The following is a 24,433-nucleotide window of genomic DNA, read 5'->3' as shown; positions in this document are numbered from 1 at the left end:
TGGCCTATAAGTTTTCCGAGGGTGCTGGCTCTGTCGTGACCCTGGTCACGTTACCCGGCGCCCACCTGAATGATCAGGCTTTCGGGAAATCTGACGCCGTCGCGGTTGCTGCGGTTCCCGCCACCCCCCCCTCCCTTTCCCGTCGTCACCCTCTGCTTGAACAGCGCGCGCATGCCTGCGCCGGGCCATGCAAAAGGGCGGCCCGAGGGCCGCCCTTTCAGAGAGACTTAAATCCAGAGGGATGGATCAGAAGCCGTAGACGACGGCCAGACCAACGGTGTTGTCGGTGCGGGTCGGACGATCTTCCTGATACTCGGTCGTGTAGCTCATGCGGGTCGACAGCTGCTCAGCCACCTGGAAGTTCACGCCGAACTCGTTGGTGATGACATCTGCCGAGTCCTTCGACCCCAGATAGTCCGTGTCGTTCGTGATGAAGATCGTCTCGTTGAAGCGGTGGTACAGACGCGACGACGCGATGTAGCCGACTTCGGTATCCGACGAATCCGTGACCGTTGCACCGGTCGCGTCGAAGCCAGCATACTGGGCGCCGGTCTGCGTGTAGCGAACGCCAACACCAGCCTGAATACGCCAGGTGGTCTGGGGCGAGTTGATCACGCGGTAGCCCGGACCAAAGCCCAGGAAGGCATCGCGACGGAAATCTTCGAACTCGTCTTCAACCTCGGTGTCGCCGACATAGTTCGGCTCTCCGTCCACAAGACCGTCCTGGGTGATGCGGCCCAGGGCAAAGGCGTAGAACTGATCGTTGAAGTAGTACTGCGCGTCATAGATCGCGTTGACTTCTTCCTGATCCTTGTTGCCGGCATCATCTTCGCCGAACTCGATCGACAGGCCGACGCTCTGGGCGAAGGGACCTTGGTTGTTGCTGATGCGGCCAGCGATCGCCAGATCCTGGTTCTCGGTGTTGCCGGTGCGGCCGGTATAGCTCAGCGACATGGTGCCGAACAGGCCCTGACGGCGATCCGCGGGACCAAAGCGGTCGGCATCGTTGTCACGGTCAAAGCTGTCGGTGACGTTGTCTTCGATGTCGGTAATGCGATCATCGATGCCGGAGATCCCGGTGGCGTCGGCGCCGGTGGCGACTTCGGACTGGGCAAAGGCAGGGGCCGACAGCACGGTCAGCAGCGCGGCGGTGCCAGTCAACAGCGTAACTTTTTTCATTCTATATCCTCACGAGCTGAGTTTTCGTGGTCTGGTTCCCATGCCGGGCCCCAGAGCATCTCTGCTGTGACAACAATTAAACCTGTGGCCGGTGGGTTCAAAGAGCAGCGCGCTTTATGCGGAAGTCTCGGAATCGTGAGCCCCGGTTGCCTTGACGGCAACCAGCGAAACTATGCCGATAATCAGTCGACATGAATTGTGATGCAACCTTTTGGCTAGTTAGCCAAATACCTCCTAAAGAATAGTTATTGCGGAGTCAGCAGAGGCAGAGCTTTCGGCGCGAGGGCTGTAGTCTACGACACACAAGCGTTACTGCCCAAAATTTAGGCATAGATTCCACTTCATCGAGCGGTCGTGATTGTTGCACAGAAGCCACGGTTCGAGCCTCCGGCGTCACAGTGCCGGGGCAACTGAAGCGCGTCAAACAAAAAGGCCCGGACAAGGTCCGGGCCTGATGAGCGACTCAGAGGGGATGCGTCAGTCCAATGAGCCGGGGCGCAGGTCGCGGGCCATGTGGTCCAGAACGGCGTTCACGAACTTTCCTTCGCGGCCTTCGGGGAAGAAGGCCAGCGTCAGGCGCACGTATTCGGTGATCACCACCTTGGCCGGGGCGCGATCTGCCAATATCTCGGCTCCGGCCGCGCGGAAGATGGCCCGCAGCACCGGGTCGATGCGGTCGATCGGCCATTTGGCGACCAGACCCCGATCAGTCGCCTGGTCGATCCGCGACTGCCACATCACCGCATCATCCAGAATGCGGGCAAACAGCGCCTCATCCGCCTCGGCCGTGGGTCCGTCCCGATCCTCGAAATCGATGCGGAAGTTCTGGAACTCGCGGGTCACCCGGTCCGCCGACTGACCGGCGGCCTCCATCTGGAACAGCGCCTGAACCGCGTAGAGGCGGGCGGCGCTGCTCAACGTGCGGCGGTCGGGCCGCTTTTCCTGATCGGTGCCGCTCATGCCTTGCCCTGCCCTTCCAGTTCGCCTGCCAGGCGGATCACGTCATGCGCGGATGCCGCATCCTGCGACGCCTCTGACCATCTGCGCACCAGCGCAATCAGGTGCAGCGCCGCGGAGGCCGCGCCGCCGCCCTTGTTCTGACCCGCCGGGTCGGCGCGGACCTGTGCCTGGCCCAGGTTCTCCACCGTCAGGATGCCATTGCCCAGGCACACGCCCTGAAGGCCCAGAAGGGTCAATCCGCGCGAGCTGTCGTTGCAGACCGTGTCGTAATGCGTGGTCTCGCCCCGGATCACGCAGCCAAGCGCCACGAAGCCGTCATAGCGGCCGCTGCGTGCGGCCAGTGCCACGGCCGTCGGGATCTCCAGCGCACCGGGCACCTCGATGACCTCGAGGGTGGCGCCGCCCGCATCGGCGGTGGCACGCGCCCCGGTCACAAGACCCTCTGCGATCTCACGGTAATAGGGGGCCACGATGGCCAGCAGGCGCACCGGCGCCTCCAGGCGCGGCAGCGGCAGTTCGTGATGTTCGGTCAGCGACGCCATCTCTCAATCCTCCGCGATAGGCCGGGTGGAATGAATGGAAAGCCCGTAGGCGTCAAGCCCCACCACCTTCACCGGTGCGGAATTCGTCAGCAGGATCAGCTGGGACAATCCCAGCGCCGACAGGATCTGGGCCCCAAGGCCGTATTGGCGCAACGTGTGCGGCCCCACCTCTCCGGGTTCCGCGATCGCCTCGGACAGGTCGCGGATCAGCACGACGACCCCCCGCCCCTCGGCCGCGATCTCGCGCATGGCTGCCGGCAGGCTGCCCGAACCCTCCCGGCCGATGCCCAGCACGTCATGCAGCGGATCCAGCGCATGCATGCGCACCAGGACCGGCCCGTCCCCCGACAGCTCGCCCTTGGTCAGCACGATATGCTCGATACCTTGGGTTTCGTCGGAGAAAACGCGCATCGTCCAGTCGCCGCCATGCTGCGAATGGACCGGGCGCTGCGTCCGTTCGGCGATCAGGTTGTCATAACGGCGGCGATAGCGGATCAGGTCGCTGATCGTGCCAATCTTCAGCCCGTGCCGCTGCGCAAAGGCCACCAGGTCAGGAAGGCGCGCCATGCTGCCATCCTCGTTCATGATCTCGCAGATCACGCCCGAGGGGTTCAGCCCCGCCAGACGCGAGATGTCGACCGCGGCCTCGGTATGGCCCGCCCGGACCAGCACGCCGCCATCGCGCGCCCGCAAGGGAAAGATGTGGCCCGGCGTCGCGATATCCGGCGCCCCCTTGGTCGGATCGATCGCCACGCTGACGGTGCGGGCCCGGTCATGGGCGCTGATGCCGGTGGTAACGCCTTCGCGGGCTTCGATCGACATGGTGAAGGCGGTTTCGTGGCGGCTGGAGTTCTTGGGGCTCATCAGCGGCAGACCCAAGGTCTCGATCCGCTCGGCGGTCAGCGACAGGCAAATCAGGCCGCGCCCATGGGTGGCCATGAAGTTGATCGCGTCCGGCGTGGCCATCTGGGCGGGAATGCACAGGTCGCCCTCGTTCTCGCGGTCCTCGTGATCGACCAGGATATACATGCGCCCGTTGCGGGCCTCGTTGATGATGTCCTCGATCGGAGAGATCGCGGCCGACAGGTCGCGTTCGACGGGGCCGGGCTGTTCAAACTGCATGGGGTCGTCCTTCGAGAAAGCGCGTCCCGCTGGCGCCGCCTGCCAGCCGGCCCGCGGCCGTGATCTTGCGCTTGCAACGGGATGGGCCGGCCATCAAAGCGGTGCCTTGGAGCAGGTGCGACTCTGCCCCGGACCAGGCGGACAGCGGGGCAACCGCCTGCCTCCAACGATGCCCGATCCCGCCGCGTGCCATTCCGGCCCCTAGTGTCCCAGGCTTCCGGCCTCGGCCAGCCGGGCGACATAGCGGGCCATGGTATCGATCTCCAGGTTCACCGCATCGCCCGTCTCCGCGTCGCCCCAGGTGGTCACCTGCTGCGTGTGGGGGATCAGGTTGATGCCAAAGCGAAAGCCCTCCACCTCGTTCACGGTCAGCGAGGTGCCGTTCAGCGCGACCGATCCCTTGGGGGCGATGAACCGCGCCAAGGCCTGCGGCGCCTCGAACAGCAGGCGCAGGCTGTCGCCCTCGCGCGTGGCGCTGACGATCCGGGCCACCCCGTCCACATGTCCGCTGACGATATGGCCGCCAAGCTCGTCGCCGACCCGCAGCGCGCGCTCCAGGTTCAGGCGCTTGCCCAAGGGCCAGCCGGCGGCGCCGATATTGGTCTTGGACAGCGTCTCGGCCGAAATATCCACGTCGAACCAATCGTCGCCCTTGGCGATCACCGTCAGGCAGACCCCGTCGCAGGCGATCGAGGCGCCCAGGTCGACGCCCGCCATGTCATAGCCGCAGCCGATGCGGGCGCGCATGTCGCCCCTAAGCTCGACCGCCTGCACGATGCCAATATCCGTGATGATGCCGGTGAACATCGCCGCCCTTCCGCTTTTTCCTTCCCTCCGACCTAGGCCATTGCCGCCGGGCGTTCAAGCGGCAAGCCCGGCGGGTCGCCGGCGCCAACCCGCCCGGGCGCGACAAAAATCTGGAACAATCGGTTCAGGCATGGCATGTCGGAGAACAGACCCCGCCCCTGCCCTGCGTGCACATGTTCCATCCCGGCTCGCCCTCATCGCCCCAAATTCCCCGCGATGTCCTGCAAGGGCCGTCCGCAGAGGTCGTGGCGCTGGCCCCCGAGCAGCGGGTCTTCCTGATGCTGCAGGGACCGCACGGGCCCTTCTTCGACCGGCTTGCCCGCCTGCTGCGCGCGGCCGGCGCCGAGGTCTGGCGCTGCGGCTTCAACGCGGGGGACGAGTTCTTCTGGACCGACCAGCCGCGCTTCATCCGCCACACGGGCGGGGTGGCCGAATGGCCGAACCACCTTCAGCGCATCCTGGACGACAGGGGCATCACCGACATCGTCCTTTATGGCGATGTCCGTTCGATCCATGCCACCGCCCGGCAAGAGGCCGCGCGGCGCGGCATCCGGGTGCATGTCTTCGAGGAAGGCTACCTTCGCCCCTACTGGATCAGCTACGAACGGCACGGGTCGAACGGCAACTCGGTCCTGCTCCAGATCCCGCTGGCCCAGATGCGGGCGGCGCTGCGCGAACAGATCAACGAGGTCCGCCGCCCGCCCGCGCATTGGGGCGATATGCGCCAGCACAAGTTCTATGGCGCCTTCTACCACCTGCTGATCCTGATCGCGAACCGCCGTTATCGCGCCTATACCGGCCATCGCGCCATCTCGGTGATGCAGGAGTTCCGCCTGAACCTGCGCCGGCTGGTGCTGTCGCCCATGTACAATGTCGGTCGGGCGCTGCAGTGGCGGCACATGCGGATGTCGGGCTGGCCCTACAACCTGGTCCTGATGCAGCTGGAGCATGACTCGAACTTCCTCGGCCACTCCACCTTCACGCGCAACGCCCAGTTCGTCCAGACCGTGATCGAGGCCTTTGCCCGCTCGGCCCCGCGCCATCACCACCTGATCTTCAAGGCCCATCCGCTGGAGGACGGGCGCGCCGGCAACAGGGCGGCCATCCGCGCGGCCGCAGCACAGCACGGGGTCGCCGAGCGGGTCCATTACATCCGCGGCGGCAAGCTGGCCGAGATCCTGTCCCATGCCCGCGCCGTCGTGACCGTCAATTCGACCGGAGCCCAGCAGGCCCTTTGGCGCGGCATCCCGGTCAAGACGCTTGGCCGCGCCGTCTATGAAAAGCCCGGCCTGGTGTCGGAACAGTCGCTGGACAATTTCCTGGCGGCACCGGACGCCCCCGACCCCCAGGCCTATCGCACGTTCCGGGACTACCTGCTGCAGACCAGCCAGGTCCCCGGCGGGTTCTATGCCGGCCGGTCGCGCGCGCATGCGTTGCGGCTGGTGGTCGACATGCTGCTCTCGGTAGAGGACCCCTATGAAGCGCTTGCCTCGGGGCACATTCTGCCCCGGCAACAATTGGCGGATCGGCGCGACTGAACCCATAAAAATGGCAAGATAAGGTGGCCTCGGAAGCCATGTATTGCTAGAGTTACGCGAAACTGGCCTCCAGCTGGCCGGATTGTAGAACAGGAGTACCAGAGGTGACAGTTTCCTTCCGCACGGCAGCCCCCCTGAGGCTGTTTCTGATCGCATCATTGACCTTGCTGGCGGCCTGTGCCCTTCCGCGGTCAGGTCCCAACAAGAACGAGATCTTCGATGGCGCGGTCGAGCGTGGAGGGAACACCCAGGTCATCTACGTGAACGACCACGTGACCCGCGCCTCGAGCTTCGCACCCGCCTACGGGTTCTCGAACAGCTTCCGTGCGGCCGGTCAGGTTGGCGCGGACGAGATCCGGCCGGGCGACCGCCTCGGCCTGTCGATCTGGGAAAACGTCGATGACGGCCTGCTGACCTCGCTCGGCGCCAGCTCGACCAGCCTGACCGAGATCCAGGTGGACAGCGACGGCTTCATCTTCGTGCCCTATGCCGGACGGGTCCGTGCCGCCGGCAGCACCCCTGACCAGCTGCGCGAGACGATCACGCAGCGCCTGTCGACGCAGACGCCGGACCCGCAGGTGACGGTTCAGCGCGTGGCCGGCGACGGCGCAACCGTTTCGGTCGTGGGCCGCGTCGGCGCGCAGGGCGTCTATCCGATCGAGCGCCCGACCCGTTCGCTGTCCTCGATGCTGGCCCGTGCCGGCGGCGTCGCCATCGCGCCCGAAGTGGCCGTGGTCACCGTCAAGCGGGGCTCGGACAGCGGCCGCGTCTGGCTGACTGACCTTTACGCCAATCCTGGCAATGACATCGCCTTGCGCCCCGGCGACCTGATCGTGGTCGAAGAGGATCAGCGCTCGTTCACCTCGCTTGGCGCCTTGGGCGGCCAGACGCGCGTGCCCCTGGGCAACGAGATGATCAACGCGGTCGAGGCCATCGCCATGGTGGGCGGTCTCGATTCGTCCCTGGCCGACCCCACCGGTGTCTTCGTCCTGCGCGACGAGCCGGAATCGGTTGCCAGCCGCGTCCTGGGCAAGCCCGTGCAGGGCACGCAGCGTTTTGCCTATGTCCTGGACCTGACCCGTCCGAACGGGCTGTTCCTGGCGCGGGACTTCGTGATCCGGGACGGTGACACGGTCTATGTGACCGAGGCCCCCTATGTTCAGTGGCAAAAGACCCTGTCGGCGGTCACCGGCAGCGCGGCCACCGCGGACAGCCTGTCCTCGATCGGCAACTGACGCAGGCATGATCCTGCAGGACATTCAAGCCGCCGGGACCTCCCGGCGGCTTTGCGTTTTCAACCTTGGCTTCCTGACCGGCCCCCGCATTTCCCGCATCTTGGCCTTGGCCGGATACAAGGCCTCCATCGGGCTGCCCCGCCCGGGCGATGCGGTGGGAATATGGGGCGCAAGCCCGACCGCCTGGCGTGGACAAAGGATGGCGCGGCGGTTCGGCTGCCCGATTGTCACGGTCGAGGACGCCTTCCTGCGCTCGATCCTGCCGGGGCGCGCGACAGGATCGCTGGCGTGCCGGGGTCCCATCGGACTGCTGATAGACCCCGTCGGGCTGCACTTCGATCCCTCCCGCCCCTCGCTGATCGAGACGCTGGCGGGCCAGCCGCTTTCTTATCAGCTGGCCGATCGGGCGCGGACCGGGCTGGCGCGACTGCGCGCGGCGGATCTGTCGAAATACAACCTGCACGACACCGCCGCCGCCACGCCTGCCCCGGGCTATGTCCTGGTGATCGACCAGACACGCGGCGACGCCTCGCTGCAGGGCGGGGGCCGGCCCCTGTTCCTGCGCATGCTGCAGGCGGCGCGCGATGAGAACCCCGGGGCCCGCATCGTGATCCGCACCCATCCCGAAACTGCCGCCGGCCTGCGGCCCGGGCATCTTGGGGCCGCGGATCTGCGCCGGGGCGACCAGATCTGCGACGCTCCGGTCTCTCCCTGGCGGCTGGTCGACGGCGCGGATGCGGTCTATGCGGTCAGTTCGCAACTGGGCTATGAGGCGCTGCTGGCGGGGCATCGGCCGCGCCTCTTCGGCCAGCCCTTTTACGCGGGCTGGGGCCTCAGCCGGGACGAACGCCCCCTGCCCCCCGGCCGCCGCGGCACCGCAACAGCCGAGGCACTGTTCGCGGCCAGCCATCTTCTGGCGCCGACCTGGTACGATCCCTGCCGCGACCGGCTGACCGATTTCGAAGGCGCCGGGGACCAGATGGAGGCCGAGGCGCGCGCCTTCCGTCAGGATCGGCACGGCCACCTGGCTTACGGAATGCGCCTCTGGAAACGGAGGTTCCTGTCGCGGGAATTCGGCGATGCGGTCCCCTTGCGGTTCACGGGCACGCCTTCCGACAAGGTCACGCTGGCCTGGGCCAGTGCCGCAGACGCGGTGCCCCAGGCAACCCGGGTCGAGGACGGCTTCCTGCGATCCCGTGGCCTGGGGGCGGCCTTGACGCCGCCACTGTCGGTGGTGGCGGATGATCTGGGGATCTATTTCGACCCGACCAGGCCCTCACGCCTGGAGGCGCTGGTGGCTGCCGGTCCGCCTCCGGACGGCGCGGAAAGGGCGCAGCGGCTGATCTGCGCCCTGATCGCCACGCGGGCCACGAAATACAACATGGGCCACGCGGCGCCGCTGCCACCCGCCGAAGGGCGTCGGCGCATCCTGGTGCCGGGCCAGGTCGAGGACGACGCCTCGATCCGCAGGGGCGCAGGGGAGGAGCGGACCAACCTTGCCCTGCTGCAGCGCGTCCGGGCTGCCAATCCAGACGCCCAGATCATCTACAAGCCGCATCCCGATGTCGAAGCCGGACTGAGACCGGGCATGATCGACCGGACCCGATTGGCGGGCCTGGCCGATCATGTGGCCCAGAACGCCGATCCGGTCGCGCTGATCGAGGCGGTGGACGAGGTCTGGACCATCACCTCGACCCTCGGTTTCGAGGCCCTGCTGCGCGGCATCCCGGTCACCACGCTCGGCGCGCCCTTTTATGCGGGCTGGGGCCTGACCCGGGACCTGGGTCCGATACCGCAGCGGCGCCAAGCGCGACCGGACCTGGCCCACCTGGTCCATGCCTGCCTGATCACCTATCCCCGCTATCGCGATCCTGTCACCGGCCTGCCCTGCCCGGTCGAGGTTGCGCTGCAGCGGCTGGCCGAGGGGCGGGCGGGGCAACCGCCGGTGCTGCGCCTGTTGGCCAAGGCGCAGGGCGCGATGGCCGGTCACGCCTGGCTGTGGCGCCGCTAGCTCGCCCGCCAGCGATGGAACAGGTCGGGCCCGATCGGCCGGCTTTCGACCAAGCGAAAGCGTGGGGCCTGCGCCAACCGCGTCCAGCCTGTCGCCCCCAGAAAGGGGCGCGCCTCGGCCCCAAGGGCCAGACCCGCGGTATAGCCGATGACCTGATCGACAACGCCAGCGGCCAGAAGGCTCGCGGCCAGCGCGCCGCCCCCCTCGCAGAAGATCCGCGTCAGCCCACGCTGCGCCAGGTCGACCAGGACCGCCTCGGGCTCCCCTTCGACGCGCCACAGCGGGCCGTGGTTTACGTCCTGCGGCGCAAGCGGCGGCAGGGCCTGGGCCGAGACCACCACGCGCACCGGCTGCTGAGGGGTGTGGATGCCGCGCACGTTCAGCTGCGGCAGATCCGCCCGCGCGGTCCCGCCGCCCACCATTATCGCGTCATGCTGGGCCCGCAGCGCATGGACATGCGCCCGTGCGGCGGGCCCCGTGATCCACCGGCTCTCGCCGCTGGCCATGGCGATGCGGCCATCGATGCTGCTGGCCAGCTTGAGGGTGACAAAGGGCCTGCCCCGCGTGATCCGGCTGAGAAAGCCCGCCTGAAGCTCGGCGGCCTCGGCCGCCAGCACATCCTGGGTCAGGGCAACGCCCGCGTCGCGCAGCATCCGGTGGCCGCGCCCCGCCACGCGCGGATCGGGATCGGTCAGCGCGGTTACCACGCGCCCCACGCCCGCCTGTACCAGCCCCTCGGCACAGGGCGGGGTGCGGCCGTGATGGGCGCAGGGCTCCAGCGTCACATAGGCGGTCGCCCCGGCCGCCAAGGCACCTGCGGCATCCAGGGCCATCCGTTCGGCATGGGGACGGCCGCCGGGCTGGGTCCAGCCCCGGCCGACGACCCGCCCCTCGCGGACCAGGACGCAGCCCACGGCCGGGTTCGGCCAGACATTGCCCAGCCCGCGCCGGGCAAGGCGCAAGGCATGGGCCATGTGCCAGGCATCATCTGTCGGCTGGACGGTCAATCCTGGGCGGCGCCGGGGCGCAGTTCGGACACGAACTTGTCGAAATCGTCCGCATCCTGAAAGTTCTTGTAGACGCTGGCAAAGCGGACATAGCCGACGTTGTCGATGCGCGACAGCGCCTCCATCACGATCTCTCCGATCATCTTGGAGGGGATGTCGGTTTCGCCTGTGCTTTCCAGGCGGCGGACGATGCCGCTGATCATCTGCTCGATGCGCTCGGGCTCGACCGGGCGCTTCTGCATGGCGATGCGGATCGAGCGGGCCATCTTGTCGCGATCGAAATCCTCGCGCTTGCCGCTGGACTTCACCACCACCAGGTCGCGCAGCTGGACACGTTCATAGGTCGTGAAGCGCCCCCCGCAGGAGGGACAGAAGCGGCGACGGCGGATGGCGACGTTGTCCTCGGCCGGGCGCGAGTCCTTGACCTGCGTGTCGACATTTCCGCAAAATGGGCAGCGCATCCCGTTGTCCCTATCCTCGGTCGATCCGCAGCCACTATAGGCACATTGGCAGGGATTGGGTAGTGTTATCCACAGCCCACAAGATAGGCGTTCCGGAACCTGTGGCCCGAAAGCCGCGTTGGCAGGGCATCTTTTCCCGCAAGCTTCACATGATCGGAAAATCCATGGCCAAGACCCTGTTCATCACCGGGGCCTCCTCGGGTATCGGCGCGGCGACAGCGCGCGCGGCGGCCGGCGACGGCTGGAACGTCGCCCTCTTTGCACGGTCGGCCGACAAGCTCTCAGAACTGGCCGGCGAGCTTGGCGACCGCGCGCTGGTCGTCACGGGCGACGCCACCAATATTGATGACCTGGAGCAGGCCGTCGCCCGGACGGCGGAGCGGTTCGGCGGAATCGATGCGGCCTTTGCCAATGCCGGGCGGGGGCTGGACAAGCCGGGCACCGAAGCCGGCGATCTGGATGACATCCGCGGGATGATCGACCTGAACGTGATGGGCGTGATCCTGACCGCGCGGGCGGTCCTGCCGCAATTGCGCAAGACCAAGGGCACGCTGGTCATGACCGGATCGGCCGCAGGCCGGCGCCATATCGCAGGATCGATCTATGGGGCGACCAAGTGGTTCGTACATGGCTATGCGGGAAACCTGGCCGAGGAGATGCGAGAATGGGGTGGCCGCTGTTCGGTCGTGGCGCCCGGCATGGTGGACACGGCCTTCTTCGACAAGGGCGCCCCGGACAAGCTGCAGCCCGAAGATGTCGCGGCGGCAGTCCTGCACATGATCTCGGCCCCTGAACGGGCGGCGATCCGCGAGATCTTCCTGATGCCTCAGTCCTGAATCGGCTGGAACAGCGCCGTGACCTGCCGCTGATGCGGCGCGCGGCGATGTTCGACCAGATAGACCCCCTGCCAGCGGCCCAGCATCATCCGGCCGCCGGCGACCGGGATCTGCAGGCTGACCGGCAGGATGGCGGCCTTCAGATGCGCCGGCATGTCGTCCGTCCCTTCATAGCGGTGCGTGATCCAGCCCATCGACGGATGATCCGCCGGCGGTGCCAACCGGTCCAGCCAGGCCAGCAGATCGTCCTGAACCTCGGGGTCGGCATTTTCCTGGATCAGCAGCGAGGCCGAGGTATGGCGGATCATCAGCGTCAGCAGGCCGTCGCGCACCCTGCGCCCCTCCAGCCAATCGGCCAGCTGGCCCGTGATCTCATGGCAGGCGGGGCCGTGGGTGTCGATGGTCAGCTGATGGATCACTCGGCCGCCTCCGGTCCCTGCAGGGCGGGTGGCAGATCGTCGTCCTCCCGGTCATGGTCCAGTTCGATCTGCTTGCTGGCCCGCGCGCCCAGGCCGCGCAGCATCTCGACCTGCCGGATCACGTTGCCCGACCCGCGGGTCAGGCGGTCCATCGCCTGCCCGTGGGCGCGGTTGGCCTGGTCCAGCGCCTTGCCGACGCCCTCCATCGCATCGACGAAGCCCGCGACCTTGTCGTAAAGCTGGCCCGCGCGACGGGCGATCTCCATGGCATTGCTTTCGCGCCGCTCGACCGCCCAGATATGCTCGACCGTGCGCAGGGTCAGCATCAACGTGGTGGGCGTGGTCAGCCCAACCCGCCGTTCCATCGCAAAGGCGGCAAGGGTCGGGTCGGCACGCAGCGCGTCCGAGAATGCGCCCTCGATCGGGATGAACATCAGCACGTAATCGACCGAGGCATCGTTCATCCGGTGATAGCCCTTGCCGGACAGGGTCTGGATATGCGTGCGGATCGCGGCGACGTGGCGGCGCAGCGCGGCCTCGGCCTCGGGCTGGTCCTCGGAGGTGACCGAAACCTCGTAGTCGTTCAGTGACACCTTGCTGTCGATCACCATGACCTTGCCGCGCGGCATCTTGACCACGACATCCGGCCGCCACAGCTTGCCCTCTTCGTCGCGCCAACTGTTCTGCAGGTCGTAATGGGTGCCCGACAGCAGCCCGGATTCCTCCAGGATGCGCTCCAGCACCATCTCGCCCCAGGCGCCCTGGCGCTGCTTGTCGCCCTTGAGCGCTCGCGTCAGGTTCACCGCCTCGCGCGAGATCTGTTCCGAGCGGTTGTGCAGCGACAGGATCTGCTCGCGCAGCCGGGCGGATTCCTCGTCCAGGATCTTGTTGCGGGTCTGCAGTTCGGTCTGAAAGCGGCTGACCTGGTCGCGGAAGGGGTTGAGCAGCGCGTTCAGGTTGTCCTGATGCGCCTGCTGCAGGTCGGCCTGCTGGACGCGCAGCGTCTCGGCCGACAGCAGCTTGAACTGGCCGGTCATCTCGGCCCGCAGCTCGCGCAAAGTGGCGACCTCCCGGGCGCTGGCCTCGGCATCCTTCTGGGCGCGCAGCCGGGACTCCGCCAGCTGCGTCTCCAGACCCGCGGCGTGCTGGCGGGCGCGGTGCAGAGCGTCGGTCAGCCCGTCCCGCTCCTCCGTCAGGTCCGACAGCCGCGACAGATGCGCGTCAAGCCGCGCCTGAAGCTGACCCAGACCCAATTCCTTCTCATGCAGGCGGGTCTGGGCCTCCATCCGATCCTGGGACAGGCGGTCCGACAACTGCCGCGCCTCGGCCCGCGCCGAACCCAAGGCCGCACGCCAGCGCAGCCCCAGAACCAGCGCCACCCCAAAGGCCAGCACCAGGCAGACCAGCAGTGGCGTCACCATTCTTGGATCAGAGAACAAGCCCGTCACATTCGCACCTTCGCCGTTTTGACCGGTGCCAGTGTTCACATTTTGTGCCGGGTGCGCAAGCGCAGGGTCAGGTGGTCAGTGACATCATGAACGACACGACGCCGCCCGAGTAGTCGCCGGGATCGACGGTGGAATTGTCCGAACCCGCAAACCAGTCCATCAGCGACGCCCGCTTGCGGTCGGAAAAGTGCATCCGCCAATCCTGAAAGCGGCGGTGGTCCAGCGCGCCCTGGTCCAGGAAGGTGATGTCCTGGTGGCGTCCGTCGCGCAGGATCAGGTTGCCGACCTGCACCAGCGCGGGTGCCGGCCCCTCCAGCCACTGGAAGAACAGGCCGTCCTCGTGGTGCAGGCAGCCGGTCAGGCCTAAGGCCTGGTTCCGGCGGCGCGCCGCTTCGAGGATGTCCTGCAGGTCGCTGCCGTCCAACCAGGGCTGGGCGGCGCTGCGATAGAGAAAGAAGCCCAGTCCTTGGACCGCTTCAAGCCTACTGATCAAGGAAGGACCGCAGCTTCCTGCTCCGCGATGGGTGCTTCAGCTTGCGCAGGGCCTTGGCCTCGATCTGGCGTATCCGTTCGCGGGTGACGCTGAACTGCTGGCCGACCTCTTCCAGCGTGTGGTCGGTGTTCATGCCGATGCCAAAACGCATCCGCAGGACGCGTTCCTCGCGCGGGGTCAGGCTGGCCAGGACGCGGGTCGTGGTCTCTTTGAGGTTCTCCTGGATGGCGCTGTCCAGCGGCAGGACGGCGTTCTTGTCCTCGATGAAGTCCCCAAGCTGGCTGTCCTCCTCGTCCCCGATCGGGGTTTCGAGGCTGATCGGCTCCTTGGCGATCTTCATCACCTTGCGGACCTTCTCCAGCGGCATCTGCAGCTTCTCGGCCAGTTCCTCCGGGGTCGGCTCGCGGCCGATCTCGTGCAGCATCTGGCGGCCCGTCCGGACCAGCTTGTTGATCGTCTCGATCATGTGGACCGGGATGCGGATCGTGCGGGCCTGGTCCGCGATGGACCGGGTGATCGCCTGGCGGATCCACCAGGTCGCGTAGGTCGAGAACTTGTAGCCGCGGCGATACTCGAACTTGTCCACGGCCTTCATCAGGCCGATGTTGCCTTCCTGGATCAGGTCCAGGAACTGCAGGCCGCGGTTCGTGTATTTCTTGGCGATCGAAATGACCAGGCGCAGGTTCGCCTCGACCATCTCCTTCTTGGCCTGGCGCGCCTCCTTCTCGCCGCGCTGGACCTGGGCCACGATGCGGCGGAATTCCTCGATGTCGACGCCGACATACTGGCCGACCTCGGCCATGTCTGCGCGCAGCTTCTCGACCTGCTCGCGCGACCGGTCGAACAGCGCCTGCCAGCCGCGACCGGCCTGCCCCGCCATGCGATCGACCCAGCTGGGGTCAAGCTCGGCGCCGCGATAGGCGTCGATGAATTCGCGCCGGTTGATGCGCGCGGCATCGGCCAGCTTGACCATGCCGCTGTCGATCGTGACGATCCGGCGGTTGATGCCGTAAAGCTGGTCGACCAGCGCCTCGATCCGGCCGTTGTTCAGGTGCAGCGAGTTCACCAGCACGACGATCTCGGAGCGCAGGATCTGGTAGTCGCTCTCCGCGCTGGCCGAGAAGGTGTTGTCCTCGTTCATGGTCGCGGACATGCGCTGGTCCTGCATGTCGGCCAGACGCTCGTAGTAATTGGCGATGGCCTCCAGCGTCTCCAGGACCTTGGGCTTGAGCGAGGCCTCCATCGCGGCCAGGGACAGGTTCGCGCCCTCGTCCTCGTCCTCGTCCTCATCGGTACGCAGCGGGTTGCCGTCGGCGTCGAACTCCTCGCCCTTGGGCGCGGCGGTGCCGGTCTCACCCTCGACGGTCAGCTCTTCCTCGTCACCCTCCTCGCCGTCCATGGACTGGCCGAAGGTGGTTTCCAGGTCGATCACGTCGCGCAGCAGGATCTCCTCGTCCAGGAGTTCCTCGCGCCACAGCGTGATGGCCTTGAAGGTCAGCGGGCTCTCGCAGAGGCCCGCGATCATGGTGTTGCGGCCGGCCTCGATGCGCTTGGCGATGGCGATCTCGCCCTCGCGGGACAAGAGCTCGACCGAGCCCATCTCGCGCAGGTACATCCGCACCGGGTCGTCGGTCCGGTCCAGCTTTTCCGTCTCGGTCGAGGCCACGGCCAGTTCGCGCGAGCCTGAGCCGGTCGTCACCAGCGCGCCGCCCTCGGCCTCCTCGGCGCCTTCCTCGTCCTCGATGACGTTGATGCCCATCTCGGACAGCATCGACATCACGTCCTCGATCTGCTCGCTGCTGACCTGCTCGGGCGGCAGGACGGAATTCAGCTGATCATAGGTGATGTAGCCCCGCTCGCGCGCCTCGGCGATCATCTTCTTGACCGCCGCCTGGCTCATGTCCAGCGTATGGGCATTGTCGTCCTTGTCGGTCTTGTCGTGGTCGTCGTCTTTGGCGGCCATCCAGGGCTCCTTCTCGGCGCGGTCATGGGCAGTCGATTCGCGCGAATCAGCGAGTCGCCGCAAAATTGTTCCGGTTCTAGCGCGCTTCCCGAACGAATCAAAGGCCGGGCGCGCCGATGATTCGCACCCTTGGCCGGATGCGATTCGTCGTCATCTGCGTGGCGGCTTGCGCCAGATCTGTCCCGAAAGCCAGTCCGACAGCTGCGCCGAAAGCGCATCGCGATCCTCGTTGAGGTCGCTGGTCGTCTCCATCTCGGGCCGTTCGGCGCGATGGCGGGCGCGGGCGATCTGGCTGATGCGCCAGGTCAGGCCCTCGTCGGCCTCGCCCTGGATCTCGAATTCCGCGCGTGCCAGTTCGTGGCTGGCGGCGCGGGCGGCTTCGAGGCGATCCAGGAGATTGCCCAGAATTGCGGCTGCAGCCTCGTCCTCCTGCTGCTCGATCACGGTGGGGGTCAGGCCCAGATGGGCGTCGCGCCGCAGCGTTTCAAGCCCGCGCCGCCCCGCCGGGCTGTCGTCCTGAGTCAGCAGGTCATGCAGCAGCGCCGCGCGGTCGGCGTCGCGGGGCATCAGCCGCTCCAGGCGCGCCTCCGCGGCCGGGATCATCGCGGGCCGCAGCGCGCAGATCAGCAGCGCGACCCCTTCCAGAAGGTCCGGTCCCTGTTCGGGCATGTTCAGCACGACGGGCGGGATCGGCGCGCGCGGGGCCGTCGAGGTCCCTCCGCGGCGGCCCGGGCTGCGTCCGCCCGCCCCGCCCCTGCCGCCGGGCGCAGCCTTGCCCTGGCGGTTGCCGCCGCCGAACAGCTCCCACCGCTTGCGGCGGATCTCCTCGGTGTAATGGCTGCGGGTCAGCTCATCGGGAATGCGGGCGACGGCCTCTTGCAGGCGCCGGTCCAGCGCGGCCTTGCGCTCGGGACTGTCAAAGACCTGCCCCTCGATCTCGCGCGCCCAGAGCAGATCCAGCAGCGGCCGCGCCTGATCCAGCAGCGCGCCCATCGCGCCGGGCCCCGCGGCCTTGATCAGGTCGTCCGGGTCCTGCCCCGCCGGCAGGATCACGAAGCGCAGCGCCTGGCCCGGCCCGGTGAGCGGCAGCGCCAGGTCGACCAGCCGCTGTGCCGCGCGTTGCCCCGCGGCGTCGCCGTCCAGCGCGATCACCGGCTCGGGGGAAACCCGCCACATCAGGCGCAGCTGATCCTCGGTGATGGCGGTGCCCAGGGGGGCCACCGCGCCTTCGAAGCCCGCACGCACCAGCGCGATCACGTCCATGTAGCCCTCGGCCACGATCAGCCTCTGGCCCTTGGACACCGCCGCCCGGGCGGGCCCGAGGTTGTAGAGGTTGCGCCCCTTGTCAAAGAGCGGCGTCTCCGGGCTGTTGAGGTACTTGGCCCGTGCATTGGGATCCATCGCCCGGCCGCCAAAGCCGATGCAGCGGCCTTGTCCGTCCCGGATCGGAAAGATGATCCGCCCGCGGAACCGGTCATAGGCCGCGCCGCCGCCTTCGGGCCGGGCGGACATGCCGGCCTCGATGATCTGCGCCTCGTCAAAGCCCTTGTCGCGCAGGGCGGCGGTCAGGGCCTGGCGGCTGTCGGGTGCGAAGCCGATCTCGAACTGGTCCTCGGCGGCGCGATCAAGCCCGCGGCGGACCAGATAGTCGCGCGCATCGGCGGCGGCGCCGGTCTGCAGCTGCAGGCGGAACCAGCGGCAGGCCGCCTCGGTCACCTCCAGCAGCTTGGTGCGACGGTCGGTGCGCTCGCGCGCCCGGGGGTCGGGTTCCGGCATGGTCAGCCCGGCCTCGGCTGCCAGCAGCTTGACGGCCTCCATGAACTCCATCCCGTCATGCTCGCGCAGGAAGGTCAGGGCGTCGCCCTTGGCCTGGCAGCCAAAGCAGTAATAGAAGCCCTTCTGGTCGTCGCAGTGGAAGCTGGCAGATTTTTCCTGGTGAAACGGACATGGCGCCCACCAGTCGCCGCGCGCCTGGTTCGACTTGCGCAGATCCCATGTCACCTTCTTCCCGATCACGCGGCTGATCGGAACGCGGTTGCGAATCTCGTCAAGAAAGCCGGGGGGCAAGGACATGGGCGCGATTATCCGGGATGGCACGACACGCGGCAAGCGCAGGATTGGATTGTGGTGAAGCAGGACGCCTATGCCGCGCCCACCGCCCCCCGCGCAAGGCCCCAATAGATGTCGGCGATCCGCGCCCGGTCCAGGCGGCCGCCCTCGCGATACCAGTTGGTGACGCCGGTCAGCATGGCGATCAGCGCCAGCGTGGTCAGCTTGGGGTCCTCGATCCGCATGACGCCCGCCGCGATCCCGTCGCGCAGGATGCCCTCCAGCAGCGCCTCGTATCGGCCGCGCAGCTGGGCGATGCGGGTGAAATTGTCGGGCGTCAGGTTGCGCAACTCCATGTAGGAGAGGAACACCGCGTCCGGGTGATCGAGGCTGAAGCCGATATGGAAGCGCACAAAGCGTTCCAGCCGCGTCAGCGCATCGGCGCGCGGATCGTCGGACCAGGCCGCCAGCAGATCCTGCATGTGGCTTTCCAGCAGGTCATGCAGCAGGGCCTGCTTGTCGGGGGTGTAGGCATAAAGCGCGCCGGCCTGCACGCCGACGGCCGCCGCGATCTGGCGCATCGAGACGGCCGCATAGCCCTGTCGCGCGAACAGGCGACGGGCCTCGTCGCGAAGCAGGGGGCCGGTGATCTCGGCGCGGGAACCTTGGGTGCGGGCCATGCGGTCTTCTAGCGCGCGGGTGCAGGCCAAGGGAAGCACCAAGGAGCGCGTTGCCGCCGCGCCCGCAGGCCCGTAAGCTGGGCGCATGAAAGCATTCGCCGCCCTGACCCTTGCCCTGCTGGCCGGCTGTGCCGGTGGGGATGCCTATCCCGACCTGCTGCCGACCGACCTGATCCTGGCCGAGCCCGCGCTGCCCGCCCATGCCTCCCCGGCGGCGTCCGGTGCCGCGCCGGTGGCCACCGCAACAACCGGGCGCGCCGACGCGCTGCGTGCCCGTGCCGACGCCCTGCGGGGCCCGGTGGTGGACCCGGCCCTGCGTCGCCGCGCCGGAGGATGATTGCGCGGCACCGGGGCAACTGGTAACAACTTCTGACCAGTTCCCGAAAGGCCATCCCATGCCGGTGATCACCTCGATCGACGACCTCAAGGCGCTGCACCGCGCGCGCACGCCCAAGATGTTCTACGACTATGCCGAATCGGGTAGCTATACCGAGCAGACCTTTCGCGAGAACACGACCGACTTTGCCAAGCTGAAGCTGCGCCAGAAGGTGGCCGTCGACATGTCGAACCGCACTCTGGCCAGCACCATGGTCGGGCTGCCGGTGACGATGCCGGTGGCGCTGGCCCCTGTCGGGCTGACCGGCATGCAGCATGCCGATGGCGAGATCCACGCCGCCCGGGCGGCCGAGAAGTTCGGCGTCCCCTTCTGCCTTTCCACCATGTCGATCTGCTCGATCGAGGACGTGGCGGCGCATACCACCAAGCCCTTCATGTTCCAGCTTTACGTGATGAAGGATCAGGAATTCCTGGCCGCCATCATCGACCGCGCCAAGGCCGCCAATTGCAGCGCGCTGGTCCTGACGCTGGACCTGCAGATCCTGGGCCAGCGGCACAAGGACCTGAAGAACGGGCTGTCGGCCCCGCCTAAGATGACCCTGCCCACGGTGCTGGACCTGGCCACGCGCTGGCGGTGGGGCATGGGGATGCTGCGCACCAAGCGGCGGTTCTTTGGCAATATCGTGGGCCATGCCAAGGGCGTCGGCGACACGTCCAGCCTGATGAGCTGGACGGCCGAGCAGTTCGACGAGCGGCTGGACTGGGACAAGATCGCCCGCATCCGCGACATGTGGGGGGGCAAGCTGATCCTGAAGGGCATTCTGGACCCCGAGGATGCGCGCATCGCGGCCGATTTCGGAGCGGATGCGATCGTCGTCAGCAACCATGGCGGCCGGCAGCTGGACGGGGCACTGTCCTCGATCCGGATGCTGCCGCATATCGTCAAGGCGGTGGGCGACCAGGTCGAGATCCACATGGACAGCGGCATCCGGTCGGGTCAGGACGTGCTGAAGGCACTGGCGCTTGGAGCGCATGCGACCTGGATCGGGCGGGCCTGGCTGCATGGGCTGGGCGCCATGGGCGAGGCCGGCGTCACCAAGGCGCTTGAGGTCATCCGCAAGGAGCTGGACATCAGCATGGCGCTGTGCGGAGAGCGCGACCTGCATCGGGTGGGACCGCAGAACCTGCTGATCCCGCGCGGCTTTCTGGACGAATACCAGCCGGGCTGAGCCGGCGGCTTCAGCCGGACGGGGCCGGGGGGCTGCTGGCCCATTTGCCGCCAAGCCGGCCGATCGACGGCAGGTGCGGCAGGACCGAGGCGGCCAGGAACGGCAGCAGCAGCGAGGTGGCGAAGATCAGCCAGACGTGGGTGATCCCGACCGTGACGAAGGCGATGATGATGCCCATGTGCATCAGGTAGATCAGGACCGACGCGCAGGTCAGGTTCACGCGCGTGGCGGGCAGGCTGATCCGCAGCGTGGCCAGGACGATGACCAGCGGCGCCAGATAGAGCAGGACCGGAAACTCGGGCGGGTCCTTCATCGGGATCGCCCCTGCCCCGGTCACCCACCGCACCTCGATCATCCGCAGCACCAGCAGGATGGCCACCATCGCCCACAGCACCCGCGCGCCCGGCAGCCCGGCCGGGCCGCGTCGCGCCAGCCAGTCGGCAAGCACATAGCCCTGCACCACGAAGGGCAGAAGATACAGCGGGCCGGCGCGCCGCACCGTGAGTTCCGGCCCCAGAAAGCCGTAGTGGAAGTTGTACTGCGTCAGCGTGGCCGCCAGCGCACCGCCGACCGCGACGCCGACCAGCGCCGGGATCTCCCAGGCCGCGGGCACCAGCCGGCGCACGACCCACAGGATGGCGACGATCTGCGTCAGCGCAACGATGTACCACAGGTGCATCGGGCCCTTGAGCAGCTCGGCCAGGACGGCCGCCGCATCGGGCATCTGGCGTCCCCAGACCGGCAGATAGATCGCGGCCCAGATCCCGTAGAGCACGACCAGCCCGCGCAGCCATGCCGACAGGCGCCCGCGGACGGCGGTGTGGTAAAGTCCGAAACCCGACAGCAGCGCGAATGCCGGCACCACCAGGCGCAGGACGCCATAGCCGATCTCGGCCTTCCAGCGGAAATCATAGCCGGTCATCAGCACCGAATGCGCGAAGACGACGCCGGCGGCCAGCAGCACGCGCAGGTAGTCGATCGAAGGATATCGCGTCACATGTGGTGACATCGCGCGGGTCCACTTTAAAAAACAACTCGGTAACGGTGCGACGGATGCTGCCGGACTGAGCCTCACCTAGGCCGACACGATGCCGTCAGGTCAAGAAAAAATGATCAAAGCCATCTTTCAAATCGTTCGAACTTGCAGTATGGCACCGGCCTTGCCGTCACGCACCCTTGGAGGGTGGCGGCATCAACGCCAATGTAAGGAATAGTATCATGGCCAAAGAGATCCCGGATCTGGTGGCCGAGGCACGCGCGGGGACAGGCAAGGGGGCCGCCCGCCAAGCTCGCCGCGAAGGCAAGGTGCCCGGTATCGTGTATGGTGACGGCAAGGAGCCCGTCGCGGTCGCGTTCGACTTCAACAAGCTGCTGACCAAGCTGCGGGCAGGCCGCTTCCTGTCCACGCTGTGGAACCTGAAGGTCGAGGGCCAGGAGGACGTTCGCGTCGTCTGCCGCGGCGTGCAGCGCGACGTGGTCAAGGACCTGCCGATCCACATCGACTTCATGCGCCTGCGTCGCACCTCGAAGGTGAACCTGTTCATCCCCGTCGAGTTCGTGAACCACGAGAAGTGCCCGGGCCTGAAAAAGGGCGGAACGCTTGTGACGGTCCGTCCCGAGGTCGAGCTGGTCGTGACTGCGGGCGACATCCCCGATCACGTGACGGTGGACCTGGAAGGCCGCGAGATCGGCTCCACGATCCACATCAGCGACGTGGCCCTGCCGGCCGGCGCCAAGCCGACCATCGACCGCGACTTCGTGATCGCCAACCTGGCCGCGCCCTCGGCGCTGCGTTCGGGCGGTGACGACGAAGAGGCCGAGGCCGACGCAGCGGCGGAATGATCCCGCGCGCTTCGGTCGCATGACCTTGGGGGCGGTGCCGATGGCGCCGCCCCTTTCCATTCCGTCCTGCCCTTGCTAGCCCAGCCACATGGAGACATGCATGGAACCCGTCCACATCGTCGGTGCCGGCCTGGCCGGCTCCGAAGCGGCCTGGCAGATCGCGCGCGCGGGCGTGCCCGTGGTGCTGCACGAGATGCGCCCCCAGGTCGAGACCTTTGCCCACAAGACCGGCGACTGCGCCGAGATGGTCTGTTCGAACAGCTTCCGCTCGGATGACGACGTGATGAACGCGGTGGGCCAGCTGCACTGGGAAATGCGTGCGGCGGACGGGCTGATCATGCAGATGGCGGGCCGCCACCGCCTGCCCGCGGGCGGGGCCCTGGCCGTGGACCGCGAGGCATTCTCGGCCGCGGTGACCGAGGCGCTGCGGGCCGAGCCGCTGATCCGGATCGCGCTGGGCGAGATCACCGAACTGCCCGACGACGGCAACTGGATCGTGGCGACGGGGCCGCTGACCTCGGACGCGCTGGCAGGGGCGATCCGTGGCGTGACCGGCACCGAGGCGCTGGCCTTCTTTGATGCGATCGCGCCCATCGTCCATGCCGAGACGATCGACATGTCGGTGGCCTGGGAACAGTCCCGATATGACAAGGGCGAGACAGAGGCCGAGCAGAAGGCCTATATCAACTGCCCGATGACCAAACCCGAATACGAGGCCTTCATCGACGCCCTTTTGGCCGCCGACAAGACCGAATTCCACGAGGGCGAGACGGCGGGCTATTTCGACGGCTGCCTGCCGATCGAGGTCATGGCCGAACGCGGCCGCGAGACCCTGCGCCACGGACCCATGAAGCCCGTCGGCCTGACCAATGCCCACAAGCCCGGGGAAAAGGCCTATGCGGTGGTCCAGCTGCGCCGCGACAACGCCCTGGGGACGCTCTACAACATCGTCGGTTTCCAGACCAAGATGAAATACGGCGCGCAGACCCGAGTGTTCCGGATGATCCCGGGCCTGCAGAACGCCAGCTTTGCCCGGCTGGGGGGCATCCACCGCAACAGCTTTCTGAACTCGCCGACGCTGCTGGACGACCGGATGCGGCTGCGCCTGCGGCCGAACCTGCGCTTTGCCGGCCAGGTCACGGGAGTCGAGGGTTATGTCGAAAGCGCCGCGATGGGCCTGCTGGCGGGGCGCATGGCCGCGGCGCAGGCGCTGGGCCGGGACCTGCCGCCGCCGCCCTTCACCACGGCCATGGGGGCCTTGGTCAACCACATCACCGGCGGCGCCGAGGCAAAGACCTTCCAGCCGATGAACGTGAACTTCGGTCTTTTCCCCCCGCTGGAAGAGGCCCGCAGCGGCCGTCGCGGCCGCAAGGACCGCTATCCGGCCTACACGCAGCGCGCCAAGGATGATTTCAACGCATGGCTGGCGACCCAATAGGCGCGGGCGCGGTCACCCGCTTTGCGCCCTCGCCCACCGGGCTTCTGCATCTGGGCCACGCCTTCTCGGCCCTGACGGCCGCGGCGCAGGGCCGGTTCCACCTCCGCATCGAGGACATCGACCGCGACCGCTGCCGCCCGGAATACGAGGCCGCGATCTACGAAGACCTGGCATGGCTTGGCCTCGACTGGCCGCAGCCGGTCATGCGCCAGTCGGACCGGATGCCCGCCTATGCGGCGGCGCTGGCGCGGCTGGCGCCCCTTACCTATCCGTGCCGCTGCCGCCGGGGCGACATCCGTGCGGCCCTGTCGGCCCCGCAGGAAGGCGTCCTGCCTGCGGGACCGGACGGCCTGATCTATCCAGGAACCTGCCGCGGCCGCGACCTGCGCGATGCCGGTCCGGGTGACGTCATCCGGCTGGACGTCGGCCGGGCCTTCGACAGTCTGGGCCTCGACCGCATCGGGTTTCACGACCGCACCATCATGCCCGACCAGACGCACAGCCTGACAGCGGCCGAGTTCCTGGAGGGCATCGGCGACGTGATCCTGTCGCGCCGGGGCATGGGCACGTCCTACCACATGGCCGTTGTCGTCGACGATGCCGCGCAGGGGATCACGCTGGTCACGCGCGGCAAGGACCTGTTCGATTCCACCTGGATCCACGTCCTGCTGCAGCGGCTGCTGGACCTGCCGACGCCAGACTATGCCCATCACCGGCTAATCCGGGACGCCGAAGGCCGCCGGCTAGCCAAGCGTGACGATGCCCGTGCCATCCGCCACTATCGCGGCGAAGGCGCGACGCCGGCTGACATCCGGCGGATGGTCGGCCTCTGACCCTT

The 24,433-nt window shown here is 67.5% G+C and carries 23 protein-coding genes; 9 read left to right on the top strand and 14 right to left on the bottom strand.

Going from position 1 to position 24,433, the window contains the following annotated elements:
• Positions 1–246: 246 nt before the first annotated feature.
• The 5 genes from ACZ2G3_RS04735 to ACZ2G3_RS04715 all read right to left on the bottom strand — a co-directional run bounded on the left by ACZ2G3_RS04735 (position 247) and on the right by ACZ2G3_RS04715 (position 4,610).
• Positions 247–1,179: a DUF481 domain-containing protein gene (locus tag ACZ2G3_RS04735; protein WP_419271306.1), complete on the bottom strand. Its 933-nt coding sequence runs from the start codon at positions 1,177–1,179 to the stop codon at positions 247–249.
• A 477-nt stretch (positions 1,180–1,656) separates the two neighbouring features.
• Positions 1,657–2,139 (bottom strand): transcription antitermination factor NusB, encoded by a 483-nt coding sequence (gene nusB / locus ACZ2G3_RS04730; RefSeq protein WP_419271305.1) that lies wholly within the window; start codon positions 2,137–2,139, stop codon positions 1,657–1,659.
• Positions 2,136–2,681: a 6,7-dimethyl-8-ribityllumazine synthase gene (locus ACZ2G3_RS04725; RefSeq protein ID WP_470397986.1), complete on the bottom strand. Its 546-nt coding sequence runs from the start codon at positions 2,679–2,681 to the stop codon at positions 2,136–2,138. The genes nusB and ACZ2G3_RS04725 overlap by 4 nt, the downstream gene beginning before the upstream one ends.
• Positions 2,682–2,684: 3 nt before the next feature.
• On the bottom strand, positions 2,685–3,803 hold the full coding sequence (gene ribB / locus ACZ2G3_RS04720) for a 3,4-dihydroxy-2-butanone-4-phosphate synthase (protein ID WP_470397984.1): 1,119 nt from the start codon (positions 3,801–3,803) through the stop codon (positions 2,685–2,687).
• 201 nt (positions 3,804–4,004) lie between these two features.
• On the bottom strand, positions 4,005–4,610 hold the full coding sequence (locus ACZ2G3_RS04715) for a riboflavin synthase (RefSeq protein WP_470397982.1): 606 nt from the start codon (positions 4,608–4,610) through the stop codon (positions 4,005–4,007).
• A 173-nt stretch (positions 4,611–4,783) separates the two neighbouring features.
• Between ACZ2G3_RS04715 and ACZ2G3_RS04710 the strand changes: the two genes are divergently transcribed.
• From ACZ2G3_RS04710 to ACZ2G3_RS04700, 3 genes are all read left to right on the top strand, one after another.
• Entirely contained in the window at positions 4,784–6,148 is a 1,365-nt protein-coding gene (locus tag ACZ2G3_RS04710; protein ID WP_470397980.1) for a capsule biosynthesis protein, read from the top strand.
• A 104-nt stretch (positions 6,149–6,252) separates the two neighbouring features.
• Entirely contained in the window at positions 6,253–7,383 is a 1,131-nt protein-coding gene (locus ACZ2G3_RS04705; protein WP_419271300.1) for a polysaccharide biosynthesis/export family protein, read from the top strand.
• Positions 7,384–7,390: 7 nt separating this feature from the next.
• Complete coding sequence (locus ACZ2G3_RS04700; protein WP_470397978.1) at positions 7,391–9,394, top strand: capsular polysaccharide biosynthesis protein; 2,004 nt, start codon at positions 7,391–7,393, stop codon at positions 9,392–9,394.
• Here ACZ2G3_RS04700 and ribD read toward each other — a convergent pair.
• Together ribD and nrdR are read right to left on the bottom strand one after the other, a co-directional pair.
• Positions 9,391–10,368 carry a bifunctional diaminohydroxyphosphoribosylaminopyrimidine deaminase/5-amino-6-(5-phosphoribosylamino)uracil reductase RibD gene (gene ribD / locus ACZ2G3_RS04695; RefSeq protein WP_470397977.1) on the bottom strand — a complete coding sequence of 326 codons (978 nt, stop codon included), beginning with the start codon at positions 10,366–10,368 and terminating at the stop codon, positions 9,391–9,393. The two genes, ACZ2G3_RS04700 and ribD, sit on opposite strands and share 4 nt — an antisense overlap.
• 29 nt (positions 10,369–10,397) lie before the next feature.
• Positions 10,398–10,862, bottom strand: coding sequence for a transcriptional regulator NrdR (gene nrdR / locus ACZ2G3_RS04690; protein WP_419271295.1), 465 nt, complete (start codon positions 10,860–10,862; stop codon positions 10,398–10,400).
• Positions 10,863–11,026: 164 nt separating this feature from the next.
• On the opposite strand from nrdR, the gene ACZ2G3_RS04685 reads away from it, so the two are divergent.
• Positions 11,027–11,698: an SDR family oxidoreductase gene (locus tag ACZ2G3_RS04685; RefSeq protein ID WP_470397974.1), complete on the top strand. Its 672-nt coding sequence runs from the start codon at positions 11,027–11,029 to the stop codon at positions 11,696–11,698.
• Here the strand turns inward: ACZ2G3_RS04685 and ACZ2G3_RS04680 are convergent.
• The 6 genes from ACZ2G3_RS04680 to ACZ2G3_RS04655 all read right to left on the bottom strand — a co-directional run bounded on the left by ACZ2G3_RS04680 (position 11,689) and on the right by ACZ2G3_RS04655 (position 18,750).
• Positions 11,689–12,117, bottom strand: a complete 429-nt coding sequence (locus ACZ2G3_RS04680) for a secondary thiamine-phosphate synthase enzyme YjbQ (RefSeq protein ID WP_470397973.1) — start codon at positions 12,115–12,117, stop codon at positions 11,689–11,691. The two genes, ACZ2G3_RS04685 and ACZ2G3_RS04680, sit on opposite strands and share 10 nt — an antisense overlap.
• Positions 12,114–13,538, bottom strand: a complete 1,425-nt coding sequence (locus ACZ2G3_RS04675; protein WP_470397971.1) for a DNA recombination protein RmuC — start codon at positions 13,536–13,538, stop codon at positions 12,114–12,116. Before ACZ2G3_RS04675 ends, ACZ2G3_RS04680 begins: the two co-directional genes overlap by 4 nt.
• A gap of 94 nt (positions 13,539–13,632) precedes the next feature.
• Positions 13,633–14,058 carry a BLUF domain-containing protein gene (locus tag ACZ2G3_RS04670; RefSeq protein ID WP_470397969.1) on the bottom strand — a complete coding sequence of 142 codons (426 nt, stop codon included), beginning with the start codon at positions 14,056–14,058 and terminating at the stop codon, positions 13,633–13,635.
• Positions 14,048–16,021: an RNA polymerase sigma factor RpoD gene (gene rpoD / locus ACZ2G3_RS04665; protein ID WP_470397968.1), complete on the bottom strand. Its 1,974-nt coding sequence runs from the start codon at positions 16,019–16,021 to the stop codon at positions 14,048–14,050. Before rpoD ends, ACZ2G3_RS04670 begins: the two co-directional genes overlap by 11 nt.
• Positions 16,022–16,171: 150 nt before the next feature.
• Complete coding sequence (gene dnaG / locus ACZ2G3_RS04660; protein ID WP_470397967.1) at positions 16,172–18,094, bottom strand: DNA primase; 1,923 nt, start codon at positions 18,092–18,094, stop codon at positions 16,172–16,174.
• A 68-nt stretch (positions 18,095–18,162) separates the two neighbouring features.
• Complete coding sequence (locus tag ACZ2G3_RS04655; protein ID WP_470397966.1) at positions 18,163–18,750, bottom strand: TetR/AcrR family transcriptional regulator; 588 nt, start codon at positions 18,748–18,750, stop codon at positions 18,163–18,165.
• 85 nt (positions 18,751–18,835) lie between these two features.
• Between ACZ2G3_RS04655 and ACZ2G3_RS04650 the strand changes: the two genes are divergently transcribed.
• Together ACZ2G3_RS04650 and ACZ2G3_RS04645 are read left to right on the top strand one after the other, a co-directional pair.
• Positions 18,836–19,087, top strand: a complete 252-nt coding sequence (locus ACZ2G3_RS04650) for a hypothetical protein (protein ID WP_470397964.1) — start codon at positions 18,836–18,838, stop codon at positions 19,085–19,087.
• 58 nt (positions 19,088–19,145) lie between these two features.
• Positions 19,146–20,315, top strand: a complete 1,170-nt coding sequence (locus ACZ2G3_RS04645) for an alpha-hydroxy acid oxidase (RefSeq protein WP_470397963.1) — start codon at positions 19,146–19,148, stop codon at positions 20,313–20,315.
• A 10-nt stretch (positions 20,316–20,325) separates the two neighbouring features.
• Here the strand turns inward: ACZ2G3_RS04645 and ACZ2G3_RS04640 are convergent, their stop codons facing one another.
• Positions 20,326–21,312, bottom strand: a complete 987-nt coding sequence (locus ACZ2G3_RS04640; RefSeq protein WP_470397962.1) for an acyltransferase family protein — start codon at positions 21,310–21,312, stop codon at positions 20,326–20,328.
• A gap of 221 nt (positions 21,313–21,533) precedes the next feature.
• Here ACZ2G3_RS04640 and ACZ2G3_RS04635 point away from each other — a divergent pair, with 221 nt between their 5' ends.
• The 3 genes from ACZ2G3_RS04635 to gluQRS all read left to right on the top strand — a co-directional run bounded on the left by ACZ2G3_RS04635 (position 21,534) and on the right by gluQRS (position 24,428).
• Positions 21,534–22,157 carry a 50S ribosomal protein L25/general stress protein Ctc gene (locus ACZ2G3_RS04635; protein WP_470397960.1) on the top strand — a complete coding sequence of 208 codons (624 nt, stop codon included), beginning with the start codon at positions 21,534–21,536 and terminating at the stop codon, positions 22,155–22,157.
• Positions 22,158–22,257: 100 nt separating this feature from the next.
• Positions 22,258–23,595, top strand: coding sequence for a methylenetetrahydrofolate--tRNA-(uracil(54)-C(5))-methyltransferase (FADH(2)-oxidizing) TrmFO (trmFO, locus tag ACZ2G3_RS04630; protein ID WP_470397959.1), 1,338 nt, complete (start codon positions 22,258–22,260; stop codon positions 23,593–23,595).
• On the top strand, positions 23,577–24,428 hold the full coding sequence (gene gluQRS, locus ACZ2G3_RS04625) for a tRNA glutamyl-Q(34) synthetase GluQRS (RefSeq protein WP_470397958.1): 852 nt from the start codon (positions 23,577–23,579) through the stop codon (positions 24,426–24,428). The genes trmFO and gluQRS overlap by 19 nt, the downstream gene beginning before the upstream one ends.
• The last annotated feature ends 5 nt before the right edge of the window (positions 24,429–24,433 follow it).

Source organism: Paracoccus sp. KKT209, assembly GCF_055635455.1.
Note: the sequence above shows the minus strand (reverse complement) of the source record. Positions and strands in the feature narration are given on the sequence as shown.